Below are 20,620 nucleotides of genomic sequence, written 5' to 3'. Positions count from 1 at the left end.
CCCTGCGCCTGCCGCTGGACCATCAGCGCGTCCAGCCAGGCGTTCGCCGCCGCGTAGTTGCCCTGCCCCGCGTTGCCCATCAGTCCGGCGAGCGAGGAGAACACCACGAATCCGGCCAGGTCCATGTCCCGGGTGAGCTCGTGCAGATGCCAGGCGGCGTCGACCTTCGGCCGCAGCACGTTGTCCACCCGCTCCGGCGTCAACGAGGTGATCGCCCCGTCGTCCACGATTCCGGCCGCGTGGATCACCGCGGTCAGCGGGTGATCGGCATCGATCCCGGCCAGCAGGTCGGCCACCGCGTCCCGGTCGGCCATGTCGCAGGCGGCGACGGTGACCTCGACGCCGTGCGCGATCAGCTCGGCCTGCAGCTCCACCGCGCCCGGAGCCTCCAGACCCCGGCGGCTGGTCAGCAGCAGGTGCCGCACCTTGTGCTCGGCCACCAGGTGCCGGGCCAGCTCCGCGCCCAGACCACCCGTACCGCCGGTGATCAACACCGTGCCCTGCGGGTCCCAGCGCCGGGGCATGGTCAGCACGATCTTGCCGGTGTGCCTGGCCTGGCTCATGAACCGGAAGGCGTCACGGCTCCGGCGCACGTCCCACGCCGTGACCGGCAACGGCCGCAGCTCACCGGTCGCGAACAGCTCCATCAGCTCGACCAGGATCTGCCGCAGCCGCTCGGCGCCGGCGTCCAGCATGTCGAACCAGTGGTACTCCAGGCCGGGGAACTGTGCCTGGTCGCGGATGTCCAGCTTGCCCATCTCCACGAACCGGCCCCCGGGACGCAGCAGTCGCGCCGAGGCGTCGATGAGATCCCCGGTCAGCGAGTTGAGCACCACGTCGATGCCCCGCTCACCGCAGACCTCGCGGAAGCGCTCCTCGAACTCCGAAGTCCTGGAGGAGGCGATGTGGTCGTCCGGGATGCCCAGGGAACGCAGTACCTCCCACTTGGCCGGACTCGCGGTGGCGAACACCTCCACGCCAAGGCGCTGCGCCAGCTGGATCGCCGCCATACCCACGCCACCGGTGCCGGCGTGCACGAGCAGCCGCTCGCCCGCCCGCAGCCTGGCCAGGTCCATCAGGCCGTAGTAGGCCGTCAGGAACGTCACCAGGATCGTCGCGGCCTGCTCGAACGAGATGCCGTCGGGGATCTTGGACAGGACGTGGGCGCTGGTGACCACCGGGCCGAACGCGCCTTCGGTCAGACAGACCACCCGGTCCCCCGGGCGCAGGTCCTCGACGCCGGGGCCGACCTCAAGCACCACGCCCGCGGCCTCGCCACCCATCTGACCGACCTTGTCCTGGAACCAGCCGAGTGCGTTCAGCCCGTCCAGCAGGTCGCGGAAGTTCACCCCCGCCGCGTGCACCGCGACCCGCACCTGACCGGCCTGCAGCGGCTCGGCCGTCTCCGCGTACGAGATGAGCTCCAGCGCGTCCAGGCTGCCCTTGGCCCGGCTGCCCAACCGCCACGCCGTACCGACCGGAGGCAACAGACCCGCACCCGAGGTCAGCGACGCCAACCTCGGCGCCCAGACCCCGCCTCCGCGCACCGCCGCCTGCGGCTCGCCGGAGGTCAGTACTCCGGCCAGCAATCCGCTCAGCGCACCGAGTCGCACCGACTCCTCGTCCACGTCCACCAGCACGAACCGGCCCGGGTTCTCCGACTGCGCGCTGCGCACCAGACCCCACACCGCCGCGGCCGCCAGATCGGTGACCGCCTCGCCCTCACCCGCCGCGACCGCGCCCCGCGTGACGAGCACCAGTCGCGACTCGGCGAACCGGTCATCGGCCAGCCACTCCTGCAACAGCCCCAGCACCCCGGCCGTCACCTGATGCGCCGATGCCACCGCGTCCGCGGTCGACGAGGTCTCGACCTCGGCCAGCACCACACCCGGCACCGCGCCCGCCTCGGCCAGCGCCGACAGGTCACGATGAACCGGGACCGACTCCCACGTACCCGCGAGACCCGGTTCGAACGCCGCGAAGCCGACCATCGCCATCGGCGCCGGGTCTGCAGCGGTGACTTCGGAGAGCGCGGTCCACTCCAGCCGGAACAGCCCGTCGCGCTCCGTCGCGTGGTCACCGCTCGCGGCGGCGAGCTGACCGGGGGAGAACGGGCGCAGCACCAGCGAACGCGCCGACAGCACCGGCTCCCCTGCGGCGTCCACCGCCGTCAGCGTGGCCGAGTCGGCAGCGGTCCGGCTCATCCGAATGCGCAGCATCGCCGCGCCACCGGCGTGCAGGCTCACCTCGCTCCAGGAGAACGGCAGCCGACCGCCCTCGGAATCGTCCAGCCCGGCGAAGGCCACCGCGTGCAGCGCCGCGTCCAGCAGCGCCGGATGCACCCCGAACGAACCCGCACTCGACTGCGCCTGCTCGGGCAGGACGATCTCGGCGAACACCTCACCGTCGGCGCCCTGCCAGGCCGCCCGCAGCCCCTGGAACACCGGGCCGTACTCGAACCCGCTCGCGGCGAGCCCTTCGTACAGCCCGCCCACCTCGATGGCGGTCGCCCCCTGCGGGGGCCACACGGACGCGTCGAACGGCGCGACCTCGGAAGCCCCGGTCGCGAGCGTGCCGGTCGCGTGCCGCACCCACGGCACGTCGTCGGCGGCCTGCGCCGGCCGCGCGTAGACGCTCACACTCCGGTGGCCCGTCTCCTGCGCGGCCCCCACCCACACCTGCACCGCGACGGCGTCGCTCTCGCCCAGCACCAGCGGCGCGACCAGCGTGAGCTCCTCGACCACGTCGCAACCGACCTGGTCACCGGCACGGATCGCCAGCTCCAGGAAACCTGTGCCCGGGAAGATCACCGTTCCGGCCACCGCGTGGTCGGCCAGCCACGGATGCGACGAGAGCGACAAGCGTCCGGTCAGCAGCACCCCGTCGGAATCGGCCAGGCCCACCGCCGCGCCCAGCAGCGGGTGTCCGGCTGTAGCCAGCCCGGCCGCGGCCACGTTGCCCACCGAGGAGCCTGCCCCCTCGGGCCAGTACCGCTGGTGCTCGAAGGGATAGGTCGGCAGATCGACCCGGCGCCCGCGCGGGAGCACCGTCTGCCAGTTCACCGGCACCCCGTGTACGTGCAGACGGGCCAGCGCCTCGGTAACGGACTCGTGCTCGTCTCTGTCCCTGCGCAGTACCGGCACCAGCACCACGTCCGGGTCCGGCTCCACGTCAGAACCGGACGTCGCGGCAGTCGGGTCCGGGTCGGTCGTCAGCGTGTCCTGGGCCATCGCGGTGAGCACCCCGTCGGGGCCGAGCTCCAGATACGCCCGCACACCCTGCGCACGCAGAGTGCTCACGCCATCGGCGAACCGCACCGCGCCGCGGACCTGGTCGACCCAGTAGTCGGGCGAGCACAGCTGCTCGGCCGTGGCCTGCTCACCGGTGAGCGTGGACACGATCGGAGTCCTCGGCGCCCCGTAGGTGAGCCTGCTCGCCAACGTGCGGAAGTCCTCCAGCATCGGGTCCATCAGCGGCGAGTGGAACGCGTGCGACACCCGCAACCGCTTCGTGCGCACCCCTCGTTCCTCCAGGGCTGCGGCGATGTCGAGGGCCGGCTGCTCAGCCCCGGAGATCACCACCGAGGACGGGCCGTTCACCGCCGCGATGGACACCTGGTCTTCGCGTCCGGCGAGCAGCCCTGCGACCTGCTCCTCAGAGGCCTGCACCGACACCATCGCCCCACCCTCGGGCAGCGCCTGCATCAACCGCGCCCGACCCGCCACCAACGCACACGCATCGGCCAGCGACAACACCCCCGCCACATGCGCAGCGACGATCTCCCCGACCGAGTGGCCCGCCAGCACGTCCGGCCGGATTCCCCACGAGGACACCAGCCGGAACAGCGCCGTCTCCACCGCGAACAGCGCAGGCTGCGCCCAGCCCGTTTGATCCAGCGCCTCCGCCGCCGCCCCCGGCTCGGCGAACAGCACCTCGCGCAACGACCCCTCAAGCAGCGGATCCAGCTCGGCGATCACCGCGTCCAACGCCGCCGCGAACACCGGGAACCGCCCATACAGCTCCCGGCCCATCCCGGCCCGCTGCGACCCCTGACCGGTGAACAGCACCGCCAGCTGCGGCTCACCCGCGGCCACCCCGCGCACCACACCCGCACCCGGCCGATCCTCGGCCAACGCCCCCAGCCCGGCCAGCACACCCTCACGACCATCGGCCAGCACCACCGCCCGATGCTCGAACGCCGGACGGGTCGTGACCAGTGAGAACGCCGTATCGGTGAGCGCCACCTCACGACGGCCCTCCACATGCGAGGCCAGCCGATCCGCCTGCGTCCGCAACGCCCCTGCCGTACGAGCCGACACCAGCACCGGCAGCACATCCGCACCCGCGGCCGGCGCATCGTCCCGCGCCACCGTTTCGGCTTCGATACGCAGGGTTGCCGGCCCCTGCTCAAGGATCACGTGCGCGTTGGTGCCGCTGATCCCGAACGACGACACACCCGCCCGACGCGGACGACCCGTCTGCGGCCACTCCGTCGCCTCGGTCAGCAACTCCACTGAGCCAGAGGCCCAGTCCACATGCGACGACGGCTCGTCCACGTGCAACGTCCTGGGCAGCACCCCGTGCTGGAGAGCCAGCACCATCTTGATCACACCGGCCACACCGGCAGCCGCCTGGGTGTGACCGAAGTTCGACTTGATCGCACCCAGCAGCAGCGGCCTGTCCTCGTCCCGGTCCTTGCCGTAGGTCGCCAGCAGGGCCTGGGCCTCGATCGGGTCACCCAGCTTGGTACCCGTACCGTGCGCCTCCACCGCGTCCACCTCGGACGCCGAGAGCCCGGCGCCTGCAAGCGCCTGGCGGATCACCCGCTGCTGAGACGGACCGTTCGGCGCCGTCAGGCCGTTCGACGCACCGTCCTGGTTGATCGCCGATCCGCGAACGATCGCGAGCACCTCGTGACCGTTGCGGCGGGCGTCCGACAGCCGCTCCAGCACCAGCATGCCCAGGCCCTCGGACCAGGTGGTGCCGTCCGCGGTGTCGGAGAACGCCTTGCACCGTCCATCGGGGGCCAATCCCCCCTGCGCGCTGAAGCCGATGAACCCGATCGGGGTGGTCATCACCGTGGCACCGCCGGCCAGCGCCAGGCTGCACTCACCCGACCTCAGCGCCTGTGCCGCCATGTGCATCGCCACCAGCGACGACGAACACGCCGTGTCCACGGTCACCGCAGGACCTTCCAGGCCCAGCGTGTACGACAGGCGGCCCGACAGCACGCTGGCCGACATACCGGTGATGGCGTGGCCTTCCACATCTGCCGGGGTGTTCATCATCAGGCTCATGTAGTCCTGACCGTTGGTGCCCACGAACACCCCGGTGGAACTGCCCTTCAGTGAGAGCGGGTCGATCCCGGCCCGCTCGACCGCCTCCCACACCCCCTCCAGCAACAGACGCTGCTGCGGATCCATCGCCAGCGCCTCACGCGGCGAGATCCCGAAGAACCCGGCATCAAACCCCGCCACATCCGCCAGGAACCCACCCTGGACATCCACCCCCGTCCCCGACAACATCCCCAGATTCCAGCCTCGATCGGCCGGGACCGGCGAGATCGCGTCCTCACCCTCGACCAGCAACCGCCACAACCCCTCCGGCGAGTTCACCCCACCGGGGAAGCGGCAGCTCATCCCCACGATCACGATCGGATCATCGGCCACCGACACCCTCGGCCCGGCCACCACACCCGACCCGACCGCCGTTAGATCCTGGCGGCCCAGCAACTCCGACACCAAGAACCGCGCCAGCACGGTCGGCGTCGGATAGTCGAACACCAACGTCGCCGGCAACCGCAGACCGGTGGCGACATTCAGCCGGTTACGCAGATCCACCGCCGTCAGCGAGTCAAAGCCCAGCTCACGGAACTCCCGCCCAGGCTGAACCGCCTCCCCTGAGGCGTGCCCCAGCACCACCGCCGCCTGCGCCCGCACCAACTCCACCACCAGCCGAACCTGCTCGGCCTCACCCAACCCCGCCAACCGCCGCAACAACTCCGAATCCCCACCCGCGAGGACGGAAACCGCCGACCGACGGCCCGCACGCACCAGGCCACGCATCAGATGCGGCAGTTCGGCGAGTGTGCGCAGGACCGACAGCTCCAGTCGCGCCGCCACCACAGCCGCGTGATCCGACACCGCCGCCCGCTCGAACGCCGCGAGCCCCTGCTCGGCCGAGAGCGCCGGCATCCCCGCCCGCGCCATCCGCCGCAGATCGACCGCGCCCAGCGTGCCGGTCATCCCGGTCTCCTGCGCCCACAGGCCCCAGGCCAGCGACAACCCCGCCAGCCCCTCGGCCCGGCGCTGCCGGGCCAGAGCGTCGAGGAACGCGTTCGCCGCCGCGTAGTTACCCTGACCCGCGTTGCCCATCACCCCCGCCATCGACGAGAACACCACGAACGCCGCGAGATCCGCGTCACGGGTGAGCTCGTGCAGATACCAGGCCGCGTCGACCTTGGGACGCAGCACCGCGTCCAGCCGCTCGGCCGTCAGCGACGGAATCGTGCCGTCATCCAGCACACCCGCGGTGTGAATCACCGCGGTCAGCGGGTGCTCGTCGTCCACCTGCGCCAGCAGAGCCGCCACCGCGTCCCGATCCGCCATGTCACAGGCCGCGATCGTGACCTCGACACCGTGCGCGATCAACTCCGCCCGCAACTCCACCGCACCCGGAGCGTCCAGCCCTCTTCTGCTGGTCAGCACCAGATGACGCACCCCACGCTCGGCCACCACGTGCCGCGCGAACAGCGCACCCAGACCACCGGTACCACCGGTGATCAGAACGGTTCCCTCCGGATCCCAGACCCGACCGACATCCTCACCGGAAACCTCTGCCGGAACCTCACCGGACACCACCCGCGCCAAACGCGGCACCAACACCCCACCCTCGCGTACCGCCACCTGCGGCTCACCCGAGACCAACACTCCCGGCAGCACACCGGGCAAGGACTCCTGTCCGTCCACGTCGACCAAGCCGAACCGGCCAGGGTTCTCCGACTGAGCGCTACGGATCAGCCCTCGCGCCGCCGCAGCCGGCAGATCGGTGATCGTCTCGCCGTCGCCCGCCGCGACCGCGCCCCGGGTGAGGAACACCAGCCGCGACTCGGCGAACCGCTCCTCGGCCAGCCAGCTCTGCACCACATCCAGAACGTGAGCGGTGAGCGCATGCGCCGACTCCACCACCCCGACCGCCGGGTCGGAGACCGCCTCGGCCAGCACCACCGCCGGCACCGGGCCCGCCTCGGCCAGCGACGACAGATCCGCGTGCACCGGAAGGCCACCCGGCTCCCCGTCCGCCCGCAGCGTGGAGGCGACACCCAACGTGTCCGGGCCGAGGATCCCCACCGACACCTCACCGGCCTCCGGCAAAGTGCCCGCGAGCCCCCACTCCACCCGGAACAACGCATCCTGGCTGACTCCGCGACCGTCGGAGACCCCCAGCTGCTCGGCCGGGACCGGCCGCAACACCACCGACCGCGCCGACAGCACCGGCGCACCCGTCACATCCGCCGCCAGCAGCGACACCGCATCCGTGTCTGTCCTGGCCAGCCGCACCCGCAGCACCGACGCCCCACCCGCGTGCAGGCACACCCGCTCCCACGAGGACGGCAACCGGCCCCCCTCCACCGGCTCCAGCCCGGCGAAGGTCACCGCGTGCAGCGCCGCGTCCAGCAGAGCCGGATGCACCCCGAACGAAGCGGCTCCACCGATCTGCTCGGGCAGCCTCACCTCGGCGAAGATCTCACCGTCGCGACGCCACGCCGCCCGCAACCCCTGGAACGCCGGACCGTAGGCGAAACCGTCCTCGGCCAGCTCCTCGTACAAGCCGTCCAGCTCGATCTCGGTAGCGCCGACCGGCGGCCACGTCGCCGCGTCGAGCGGCACGACCTCGGAAGCACCGGTCGCCAACGTGCCGGTCGCGTGCCGCACCCACGGCACCTCCTCGGCCGCATCCGCCGAACGGGCGTAGACACTCACGCTCCGCCGACCGGTCTCCTCCGGCGCACCCACCGCGATCTGGACCACGACCGCGTCGTCCTCGCCCAGCACCAGCGGAGCGTCCAGGATCAACTCCTCGACCACCTCGCAGCCGACCTGGTCACCGGCACGCACCGCCAGCTCCACGAACGCCGAACCGGGCACCAGCACCGAGCCCGCCACCACGTAGTCGGCCAGCCACTGCTGCGACGAGAGTGACAAGCGGCCCGTCAGCAACACACCGTCGGAATCGGCCAGGCCCACCGCCGCGCCCAGCAGCGGATGACCCGTCGCGGCCAAGCCCAGAACACGGGCATCACCGCTCTGCCGCGCGTTCGGCCAGAACCGCTGGTGCTGGAAGGCGTACGTCGGCAGATCCACCCTGCGACCGCCCGGCAGCACCTGCTGCCAGTCAACCGTCACGCCGCGCACGAACAGCTCCGCGGCCGACGTCAGCACCCGCTCCAAGCCGCCCTCATCGCGGCGCAGCGTCCCGGCGATCACGGCCTCCACCTCGGCCGCGTCCACACACTCACCGATACCGACCGTCAGCACCGGATGCGGACTCACCTCGACAAACACCCGATACCGCTGCTCCAGCAACTGCCCGACCGCCGGAGCGAAGCCCACCGTGCGCCGCAGGTTCTCACACCAATACCCGGCCTCCAGCTCCGGCCCTTCCAGCCACTGACCCGTCACGGTCGACAGCATCGGCACCCGCACCGGCTGCGGCGCCACCCCCGCCAGGACCTCGGCCAGCTCTTCGGCGATCAGATCCACCTGCGCCGAATGCGAGGCGTAATCCACCGCGATCCGCCGCACCCGCACCTCTTCAGTGCCCAGTTGCTCGACCAACTCCTCGACCGCCGCGACCTCACCGGCCACCACCACCGAACTGGGGCCGTTGACCGCCGCCACCGAGATCCGCCCGTCCCACGCCGCCACCCGCTCGGTGACCTGCTCGACCGGGAGCGCAACCGACGCCATCGCCCCCAACCCCGCCAGCCCACGCCCGATCACCTGACTGCGCAACGCCACCACCCGGGCGCCGTCCTGCAACGACAACCCACCGGCCACCACCGCCGCCGCGATCTCACCCTGCGAATGACCCACCACCGCATCCGCACGAACCCCCAACGACTCCCACACCGCCGCCAACGACACCATCACCGCGAACGAGGTCGGCTGCACCACATCCACCCGATCCAGCGACGGAGCACCCTCCACCTGACGCACCACATCCAGCAACGACCACTCCACGAACGGCTCCAACGCCGCCGCACACTCCGCCATCCGCGCCGCGAACACCCCCGACTCCTCCAACAGAGCCGCACCCATCCCCACCCACTGCGCCCCCTGACCAGGGAACACCCACACCGACTTCCCATCCACATCCGCCACACCGGACACCACACCGGGCACCGACTCACCCGAAGCCACCGCCCCCAGCCCTGTCAGGAGATCCCCGCCGACCACCACGGCCCGGTGCTCGAACGCCGACCGCGACGACACCAGCGAGAACGCCACATCGGTCAGCCCAAGAGCAGGCTCGCCCTCCAGGTACGACACGAGCCGCCCGGCCTGGGCCCGCAGCGCCTCACCCGTACGACCCGACACCACCAGCGGAACCACGTCCGCAGCCGGTACCAGGTCCTGCGAAGGAGCCACCGCCGGAGCCTCGGGCCCCTGCTCGATGATCACGTGCGCGTTGGTGCCGCTGATGCCGAACGACGACACACCCGCCCGACGCGGACGACCCGTCTGAGGCCACTCGACCTGCTCGGTCAGCAGCTCCACCGCACCCGAGGCCCAGTCCACGTGCGACGACGGCTCATCCACGTGCAACGTCCGAGGCAGCACACCGTGCCGCAGAGCCATCACCATCTTGATCACACCCGCCACACCGGCCGCCGCCTGCGTGTGACCGAGGTTCGACTTGATCGACCCCAGCAGCAGCGGCCGATCCTCGTCCCGATCCTGCCCATAGGTCGCCAGCAGCGCCTGCGCCTCGATCGGGTCGCCCAGCGTGGTGCCGGTGCCGTGGCCCTCGACCGCGTCCACCTCGGTGAAGGACAAGCCCGCGCCGGCGAGCGCCTGACGGATCACCCGCTGCTGAGAAGGACCGTTCGGCGCGGTCAGACCGTTGGACGCACCGTCCTGGTTCACCGCCGAACCCCGCACCACCGCCAGCACCTGGTGACCGTTGCGGCGCGCGTCCGACAGCCGCTCCAGCACCAGCATGCCCACACCCTCGGAGTAGCTGGTGCCGTCCGCGGTGTCGGCGAAGGACTTGCACCGGCCGTCGCCTGCCAGCCCTCCCTGGGTGCTGAAGTCGATGAACACCGCCGGGGTGGCCATCACGGTCGCGCCACCGGCCAGTGCCAGGTCGCAGTCACCCGAGCGCAGTGCCTGCGCCGCCATGTGCAGGGCCACCAGTGACGACGAACACGCCGTGTCCACCGTCACCGCAGGACCCTCCAGGCCCAGCGCGTACGAAATCCGACCGGTCGCGACGCTGCCCGCCGTACCGGTACCGAGGAAGCCCATCGCCTCCGGCGGGAACTCCGCGCTCATCCCGTAGTCGTGGTAGAAGATACCGGCGAACACGCCGGTGCGGCTGCCGCGCAACGAGATCGGGTCCACACCCGTCCGCTCGATCGCCTCCCACGACGTCTCCAGCAGCAGGCGCTGCTGCGGGTCCATCGCCAGCGCCTCACGCGGCGAGATCCCGAAGAACCCGGGGTCGAACTGCGTGGCACTCTCCAGGAAGCCACCCTCGCGCACATAGCTGGTGCCCCGGCTCTCCCGGTCCGGGTTGTACAGCGCCCCCAGATCCCAGCCTCGCGTGGTCGGGAACTCGGAGATCGCATCTCCGTCCTCGGAGACCAGCCGCCACAGATCCTCCGGTGAGTCGACCTCGCCCGGGAAGTGGCAGGCCATGCCCACGATCACGATCGGATCGTCGTTCAGCGGCATGACGGGTGCCGGAATGATCGCGTCAGCGTGCTCGCCGAGCAGTTCGGCCAGCAGGAAGTCCGCCAGCGCGGTCGGTGTCGGGTAGTCGAACACCAGCGTGGACGGCAACCGCAGCCCCGTCGCCGCGTTCAGCCGGTTACGCAACTCGACCGCGGTCAGGGAGTCGAAGCCCAGCTCACGAAACTCCCGACGCACCTCCACCATGTCGGACGAGGCATGACCCAGCACCATCGCCGCCTCGACACGCACCAGGTCCACCAGCACCTCGGCCCGCTCGGCCGCCCCCAACGGAGCCAACCGCTGCAACAACGTCGCGGCCACCACCGAACCCGACGCCGCCGACCGCCGACCACCCCGCACCAGACCACGCAACAACGCCGGCACCTCGCCGTGGGCGCGCAGCACCGCGAGCTCCAACCGGAGCGGGATCACCACCGACCGGGCCACCCGTCCGGCGGCGTCGAACAGTGCCAGTCCTTGCTCCACCGACAGCGGCGGCATGCCCGTACGGGTGATCCGCCGCATGTCGGCGTCACTCAGCGTGCCGGTCATTCCGGTGTCCTGGGTCCAGGCTCCCCAGGCCAGTGAGAGCGCGGGCAGCCCTTCGGCCCTGCGTGCCTGCGCCAAGGCGTTGAGGAACGTGTTCGCGGCCGCGTAGTTGCCCTGGCCGGGTGCTCCCATGACACCCGACAGGGACGAGTAGGTGATGAACGCCGCCAGATCCAGTTCCCGGGTGAGTTCGTGCAGGTGCCAGGCGGCGTCGACCTTGGGCCGCAGGACCCTGCCCAGCCGCTCCGGGGTCAGTGACGGGATCGTCGCGTCTTCCAGCACACCGGCGGTGTGAATGACCGCGGTCAGCGGATGGTCGGCATCGATCCCGGCCAGCAGAGCCGCCACCTGGTCGCGGTCGGCCATGTCACAGGCCGCGACCGTGACCTCGACCCCATGCGCGATCAACTCCGCCTGCAACTCCACCGCACCCGGAGCCTCCAAGCCTCGACGGCTGGTCAGCACCAGATGCCGCACCCCACGCTCGGCCACCACATGCCGAGCCAGACTCCCTCCCAGACCACCGGTACCACCAGTGATCAACACCGTCCCCTCCGGATCCCACGACCGCCCCACCTCCTCGGCAGGCGCCACCCGCACCAGACGCGGCACCAACACCCCACCCTCACGCACCGCCACCTGCGGCTCACCCGAAACCAGCACCCCCGCCAACACCGACGACGACAACCCACCATCACCATCGACATCGACATCGACATCGACCAGCACGAACCGGCCCGGATTCTCCCACTGCGCCGACCGCACCAACCCCCACACCGCCGCAGCCGCCAGATCAACGACCACATCACCATCCCGCGCCTCGACCGCACCCCGGGTCACGAACACCAACCGCGAGCCGACGAACCGCTCATCGGCCAACCACTCCTGCAACAACCCCAGGACCTGCGCGACCACCGCGTGCGTCGACCCCACCACACCCCCGGCATCGGCCGACCCCACCGAGACCATGACCACATCCGGCGCCGAATCCAGCGAGGCGAGTTCTCCACTCAGCTCGACCACGTCCGCCCTGGGCTCCGCATCCCCCGCCTCCGGCAACGAGACCCAGTCCACCCCGAACAGCGAGTCCCGCTCCACACCACGCCCCCCACCGGCGCCGACCAGCTGGTCGGGGGTGAAGGGACGCACGATCAACGACCGCGCCGACAGCACCGGCTCTCCCGCCAGGTCCACCGCCGTCAGCGAGACCGAGTCGGCACCCGTCCTGGTCAGCCGGACCCGCAGCAGCGCCGCCCCGCCCGCGTGCAGGCTCACCTCACCCCAGGAGAACGGCAGCCAACCTCCCTCGACCACGTCGAGACCTGCGAAGCTCACCGCGTGCAACGCCGCGTCCAGCAGCGCCGGATGCACCCCGAACGAACCCGCACTCGAGGTCGCCTGCTCCGGCAGGGCGACCTCGGCGAAGATCTCCCCATCGCGCCGCCACGCGGACCGCAGCCCCTGGAACACCGGACCGTAGCCCAGCCCCCGAGTGGCCAGTTCGTCGTACAGCCCGTCCAGCTCGATCGCCGTCGCACCCTGCGGGGGCCACACGGACGCGTCGAACGGCACGGCGGCCCGCCCGCCCGTGGCGAGCGTGCCGGTGGCGTGCCGCACCCACGGCACATCGTCGGCGGCCGACGCCGACCGGGAATAGACGTTCACCGCACGCCGGCCACTCTCCTCCGGCGCACCCACCGCGATCTGCACCACGACCGCGTCGTCCTCGCCCAGCACCAGCGGCGCCGCCAGCGTCAGCTCCTCCACCACGTCACAGTCGACCTGGTCACCGGCCCGCACCGCCAGCTCAAGGAACCCGGTACCCGGGAAGATCACCATCCCGGCCACCGTGTGATCGGCGAGCCACGGATGCGACGAGAGCGACAACCGGCCCGTCAACACCACCCCGTTGGAATCGGCCAGACCCATCGCCGCGCCCAGCAGCGGATGATCCGTCGCTGCCAGCCCGGCCGCGGCCACATTCCCCGCACCGGAACCGGTGCTCTCGGGCCAGAACCACTGGTGCTGGAAGGCGTACGTCGGCAGATCCACCCTGCGGCCACCGGTCAGCACCTGCAGCCAGTCCACCGTCACACCACGCACGAACAGCTCCGCCGCCGACGTCAGCACCCGCTCCAGGCCGCCCTCGTCACGGCGCAGCGTCCCGGCGATCACAGCCTCCACCTCGGCCGCGTCCACACACTCACCGACCCCGACCGTCAGCACCGGATGCGGACTCACCTCGACAAACACCCGATACCGCTGCTCCAGCAACTCTCCGACCGCCGGAGCGAAGCCCACCGTGCGCCGCAGGTTCTCACACCAGTACCCGCCATCGAGCTCCTGGCCCTCCAGCCACTGGCCGGTCACCGTCGACAGCATCGGCACCCGCACCGACTGCGGCACCACCCCCGCCAGCACCTGCGCCAGTTCTTCGCCGATCAGATCCACCTGCGCCGAATGCGAGGCGTAATCCACCGCGATCCGCCGCACCCGCACCTCTTCAGTGCCCAGTTGCTCCACCAGTTCCTCGACGGCTGCGATCTCACCGGCCACCACCACCGAGTTCGGGCCGTTCACCGCCGCCACCGAGATCCGCCCGTCCCACGCCGCCACCCGCTCGACGACCTGCTCGACCGGCAGCGCCACCGACGCCATCGCCCCACGTCCAGCAAGCCGCTCACCGATCAACCGACTGCGCAACGCCACCACGCGGGCGCCATCGGACAACGACAGGCCACCGGCCACCACCGCCGCCGCGATCTCCCCCTGCGAATGCCCCACCACCGCATCCGCACGAACCCCCAACGACTCCCACACCGCCGCCAACGACACCATCACCGCGAACGAGACCGGCTGGACCACATCCACCCGATCCAGCCCCGGCGCACCCTCCACACCCCGGACCACATCCAGCAACGACCAGTCCACGAACGGCTCCAACGCCGCCGCACACTCCGCCATCCGAGCCGCGAACACCCCCGACTCCTCCAACAGAGCCGCACCCATCCCCACCCACTGCGCCCCCTGACCCGGGAACACCCACACCGACTTCCCATCCACATCCGCCACACCGGACACCACACCACCGGGCACCGACTCACCCGAAGCCACCGCACCCAACCCCGCCAGCAACCCCTCACGACCGGCACCGACCACCACCGCACGGTGCTCGAACACCGACCGCGACCCCACCAGCGAGAACGCCACGTCGGTCAGCGCGGCATCGCGGCCCTGCAGGTGCGAGACCAGTCGCCCCGCCTGGGCCCGCAGCGCCTCACCCGTACGACCCGACACCACCAGCGGAACCGCCGACGGCTCAGTCTCCGCACCGGGCGGCACGTCACCGTCCTGCGGACGGGCCACCGTCGCGGCCTCAAGCTGCTCGATGATCACGTGCGCGTTGGTGCCGCTGATCCCGAACGACGACACACCCGCCCGACGCGGACGACCCGTCTGCGGCCACTCCGTCGCCTCGGTCAGCAACTCCACCGAGCCAGAGGCCCAGTCCACATGCGACGACGGCTCATCCACATGCAGCGTCCTGGGCAGCACCCCGTGCCGCATCGCCATGATCATCTTGATCACACCGGCCGCACCCGCCGCCGCCTGGGTGTGACCGAGGTTCGACTTGATCGACCCCAGCAGCAGCGGACGGTCCTCGTCCCGGTCCTTGCCGTAGGTGGCGAGCAGTGCCTGAGCCTCGATCGGGTCACCCAGAACGGTACCGGTCCCGTGGCCCTCGACCGCGTCCACCTCGTTCGGCGACAACCTCGCCCCGGCGAGCGCCTGACGGATGACGCGCCGCTGCGAGGGACCGTTCGGCGCCGTCAGACCATTCGACGCACCGTCCTGGTTCACCGCAGAACCCCGCACCACCGCGAGCACCTCGTGACCGTTGCGGCGGGCGTCCGACAGCCGCTCCAGCACCAGCATGCCCACACCCTCGGACCAGCCCGCGCCGTCGGCGGCGTCCGAGTACGACTTGCACCGCCCGTCGCCGGCGAGGCCGCCCTGACCGGTGAAGTCGATGAACGGGCTGGGGGTGGCCATCACGGTCACACCGCCGGCCAGCGCCAGCGAGCAGTCACCGCCGCGCAGCGCCTGCGCGGCCAGGTGCAGCGCGACCAGCGACGACGAACACGCCGTGTCCACCGTCACCGCAGGCCCTTCCAGGCCCAGCGTGTAGGAGATGCGGCCGGTCGCGACGCTGCCCGCGGTGCCGGTGCCCATGAAGCCGACCACGTCCGCCGGGAACGGCATGCTGGTCGCGTAGTCGTGGTACATGACCCCGGCGAACACGCCGGTGCGGCTGCCGCGCAGCGAGGTCGGGTCGATCCCGGTGCGCTCGATCGCCTCCCAGGTGGTCTCCAGCAGCAGCCGCTGCTGGGGGTCCATCGCGAGCGCCTCACGCGGCGAGATCCCGAAGAAGCCGGGATCGAACTCTCCCGCCTCGTGCAGGAAGCCACCCGCCTCCACGTAGTTCACGGCCCGGCTCTCGGTGCTCCCCTCCAGAGAGCCGCGGCTCCAGCCGCGCGTCGTCGGGAAGGGGGTGATCGCGTCCCCGCCCTCGCTGACCAGTCGCCACAGGTCCTCCGGAGAGGTGACCCCGCCCGGGTAGCGGCAGGCCATGCCCACGATCACGATCGGGTCGTCCGCGACCGGTACCACCGACGCGGGGATGACCACGTCGGCGTCCTCACCGAGCAGTTCGGACAGCAGGAACTCCGCCAGCGTGGCCGGCGTCGGGTAGTCGAACACCAGGGTGGCCGGCAGGCGCAGCCCGCTCACCGTGTTCAGCCGGTTGCGCAGTTCGACGGCGGTGAGGGAGTCGAAGCCCAGCTCGCGGAACTCCCTGCGCACCTCCACGGTCTCCGGCGACGCGTGCCCGAGCACGACCGCCACCTCGGTACGCACCAGATCCAGCAGGACCTCGGTGCGCTCCGCCAGGCCCAGCGGGGCGAGCCGCTGCAGCAGCGTCGCGGCCACCACCGAGCCCGACGCCGCCGACCGGCGCCCACCCCGTACCAAACCGCGCAGCAGCGCCGGCACGTCACCCTGCGTCCGCAGCGACGGCAGGTGCAGCCGGACGGGAACCAGCACCGCCCGCTCAAGCGCGACGGCGGCCTCGAACAAGGCCAGGCCCTGCTCCAGCGACAGCGACGGCATCCCCGCCCGCGCCATCCTGCGCATGTCGGTGTCGTCCAGCGTGCTGGTCATTCCGACGTCCTGGGTCCAGGCGCCCCAGGCCAGCGAGAGCGCGGGCAGTCCCTCGGACCGCCGGTGCTGGGCCAGCGCGTCCAGGAAGACGTTGGCTGCGGCGTAGTTGCCCTGTCCCGCGTTGCCCATCACCCCGGCCAGCGAGGAGAACAGCACGAACGCCGCCAGGTCCAGGTCCCGGGTCAGCTCGTGCAGGTGCCAGGCCGCGTCCACCTTCGGCCGCAGCACTCCTGCCAGCCGCTCCGGCGTGAGCGAGGTGATCATGCCGTCGTCCAGCACACCGGCGGTGTGGATCACCGCGGTCAACGGGTGCTCGGCCGGCACTTCTGCCAGCAGCGCCGCCACCGCGTCACGGTCGGCCATGTCGCACGCCGCGATCGTGACCTCGACGCCGTGCGCGACCAGCTCCGCCTGCAACTCCACCGCACCGGGCGCGTCCAGGCCTCGGCGGCTGGTCAGCAGCAGGTGCCGCACCCCGCGTTCGGCCACCACGTGCCGCGCGAACTGCGCTCCCAGACCACCGGTACCACCGGTGATCAGCACCGTGCCGGCCGGGTCCCAGGGCTGTCCGGCCTCATCGGCCGGTGCCACCCGCGCCAGGCGCGGGACCCGCACCCCGCCCTCACGGACCGCCGCCTGCGGCTCGCCGGAGGCCAGCACTCCGGCCAGTACGGACGAGGACGGCTCGTCGTCGACGTCGACCAGGACGAAGCGGCCCGGGTCCTCCCACTGGGCCGACCGCACCAGCCCCCACACCGCGGCGGCCGCCAGGTCCGCGACGGTCTCGCCCTCGCTCGTCGTGACGGCACCCCTGGTCACGAAGACCAGCCGGGAACGGCGGCAGCGGTCGTCGGCCGACCATGCCTGCAGCAGGCCCAGCGCCGCGGCGGTCAGCTCGTGAACCCCGGCGACCACGTCGCCCCGCTCGGTGGAACCGGCCGCGACGGTCACCGTCTCCGGGACGGTCTCCAGCGCCGCCAGCGCCGCCGCCGGATCCGACGCCAGATCCAGGACGGGCTCGACCGGGTCGAGCCCGGTGCCGTCCTCCGTCGTCGTCTCGGACGACGCCGTCCAGGTCAGCTGGAACAGCGAGTCCCGGTACAGGTCGCCGCCGCCGACGGTCAGTTGGTCGGCCGCGACCGGTCGCAGCACCAGGGAACGCGCCGACAGCACCGGCTCCCCCGCGCCGTCCACCGCGATCACCGAGACCGCGTCACCACCGGTCCTGGCCACCCGCACCCGCAGCACCGACGCGCCACCGGCGTGCAGGCACACCTCACCCCAGGAGAACGGCATCCGGCCGCTCTCGGAGTCGTCCAGGCCGACGAAACTCACCGAGTGCAGCGCCGCGTCCAGCAGCGCGGGATGCATCCCGAACGAACCCGCACTCGACTGCGCCTGCTCGGGCAGGACGACCTCGGCGTACACCGCGCCGTCCGTGCCCCGCCAGGCCGCGCCCAGTCCCTGGAACACCGGCCCGTAGTGGAACCCGCCCGCGGCGAACCGGTCGTAGAGGTCGTCCAGCCGGATGGCCGTCGCGTCACGCGGCGGCCACACCGCCGCGTCGAAGCCGGCCGCGATGTCGGCGAGCGAGCGAGAGCGGCCGTCGGCCACGGCCAGTACGCCGATGGCGTGCCGCACCCACGGCTCGTCGTCGGCGGCCTCGGCCGGGCGGGCGTAGACGCTCAGGTTGCGGCGGCCGGACTCCGCCGCCGCGCCCACCCACACCTGCACCGCGACGGCGTCCCGCTCGCCCAGCATCAGCGGCGCGGTGAGGGTGAGCTCCTCGACCAGGTCGCAGCCGACCTGGTCACCGGCACGGATCGCCAGCTCGAGGAACCCGGTACCCGGGAAGATCACCGTTCCGGCCACCGCGTGGTCGGCCAGCCACGGATGCGTCCGCAGCGACAGCCTGCCGGTGAGCAGGACTCCGGCCGAGTCGGCCAGACCGACCGCGGCGCCCAGCAGCGGGTGCCCAGCGGAGGCCAGGCCAGCCGCCGCCACGTTCCCCGGCTGGGAGCCGACCACGTCGGGCCAGAACCGCTGACGCTGGAACGCGTACGTCGGCAGGTCGATCCGATGCCCACCCCGGAGCACCGCCCGCCAGTCCACCGGCACTCCGCGCACGTGCAGCTCGGCCAGGGCCGTCATGATCGACGACTGCTCGTCGCGGTCGCCGCGGAGCACCGGCGCGAGTACCGCGTCGGCGCCGGAGAGCTGGGCGGGCGAGTCCTGGGCGGTGAGCTCGGCCAGGGTGTCGGCGGCCATCGCGGTGAGCACCCCGTCCGGCCCGAGTTCCACGTAGGCCGTGACACCCTGCCGGTGCAGCGTGCGCACCCCGTCGGCGAAGCGCACCGCGCTCCGCACCTGCTCCACCCAGTAGTCCGGCGAGCACAGCCGCTCGGCCGTGGCCATCTCACCGGTCACCGTGGAGACGATCGGAATCCGTGGCGCGCTGAAGGTCAGCGTCCGGGCCAGCGCGCGGAAGTCCTCCAGCATCGGGTCCATCAGCGGCGAGTGGAAGGCGTGCGACACCCGCAGCCTCCGGGTCTTGACCGCCCGCTTCTCCAGTGCGGCCACGACCTCGAGAACGGCCCGCTCATCCCCGGAGATCACCACGGACGCCGGGCCGTTCACGGCCGCGATCGACACCTCGGTCTCACGCCCGGCCAGCAGCTCGGCGATCTCCTCTTCCGAGGCCCGCACCGACACCATCGCCCCACCGGCGGGCAGCGCCTGCATCAACCGGCCGCGCGCCGCCACCAGCGCGCAGGCGTCCGGCAGGGACAACACCCCGGCCACGTGCGCCGCGGTGATCTCGCCGATCGAGTGTCCCGCCATGATCTCGGGGCGGACTCCCCACGACTCGACGAGCCGGAACAGCGCCGTCTCCACCGCGAACAGCGCGGGCTGCGCCCACCCGGTCCGATCCAGCGCCTCCGCCTGCGCCGACCCCGGCTCGGCGAACAGCACCTGCCGCAGCGACCCCTCAAGCAGCGGGTCCAGCTCGGCGATCACCGCGTCCAGCGCCTCGGCGAACACCGGGAACCGGTCGTACAGCTCCCTGCCCATCCCGGCGCGCTGGCTGCCCTGACCGGTGAGCAGCACCGCAGGCTTCGATTCGGCCGTGGCCGACCCCCGCAGCACGCCCGCACCGGACCGGCCTTCCGCCAGTGCCCGCAGGCCGGCGCCCAGACCTTCGAGGTCGGTGGCCAGCACGGCCGCCCGGTACTCGAACGCCGAGCGCGTGGTGGCCGTCGAGTACGCCACGTCGGCGAGACGCAGACCGGGCTCGTCGTCCACGTACGCCGTGAGCCGCTCCGCCTGTGCCCGCAGCGCCTCCGCCGACCGGCCGGAGACCAGGACCGGGACGGCGCCGTCCGACACGGGCGGGCGGTTCTCGGACTCCGTGCCCTCGGACTTCTCGTCCCGCTCTTCCGGCCGTTCGATGATCACGTGCGCGTTGGTGCCGCTGATGCCGAACGACGACACCGCCGCCCGGCGGGGGTGGTCGGCCGAGGGCCACTCGGCCGGCTCGGTCAGCAGCTCTATCGCGCCCGAGGTCCAGTCCACGTGCGAGGACGGCTCGTCCACGTGCAACGTCCTGGGCAGCACGCCGTGCCGCATCGCCATGACCATCTTGATCACACCGGCCACGCCGGAGGCCGCCTGGGTGTGACCGATGTTCGACTTCAGTGATCCGAGCAGCAGCGGACGGTCCTCCGGCCGGTCCTGGCCGTAGGTGGCGAGCAGCGCCTGGGCCTCGATCGGGTCGCCCAGCGCGGTGCCCGTGCCGTGGCCCTCGACCGCGTCCACCTCGGCGGGGGTCAGGCCGGCACCGGCCAGGGCCTGGCGGATCACCCGCTGCTGCGAGGGGCCGTTCGGCGCGGTCA

General features: G+C 71.7%; 1 protein-coding gene (running past both ends of the window). It reads right to left on the bottom strand.

The whole window is internal to an SDR family NAD(P)-dependent oxidoreductase gene (locus AB0B90_RS29980; protein ID WP_362925886.1) on the bottom strand: the coding sequence, 50,631 nt in all, runs 11,377 nt past the left edge and 18,634 nt past the right edge, and what appears here is coding positions 18,635–39,254, spanning codon 6,212 (partial) through codon 13,085 (partial); the first complete codon in reading order (the gene reads right to left) occupies nucleotides 20,616–20,618. Both the start codon and the stop codon lie outside the window.

Source organism: Streptosporangium sp. NPDC049078 (genome assembly GCF_040648855.1).
GTDB lineage: Bacteria > Actinomycetota > Actinomycetes > Streptosporangiales > Streptosporangiaceae > Streptosporangium.
Note: the sequence above shows the minus strand (reverse complement) of the source record. Positions and strands in the feature narration are given on the sequence as shown.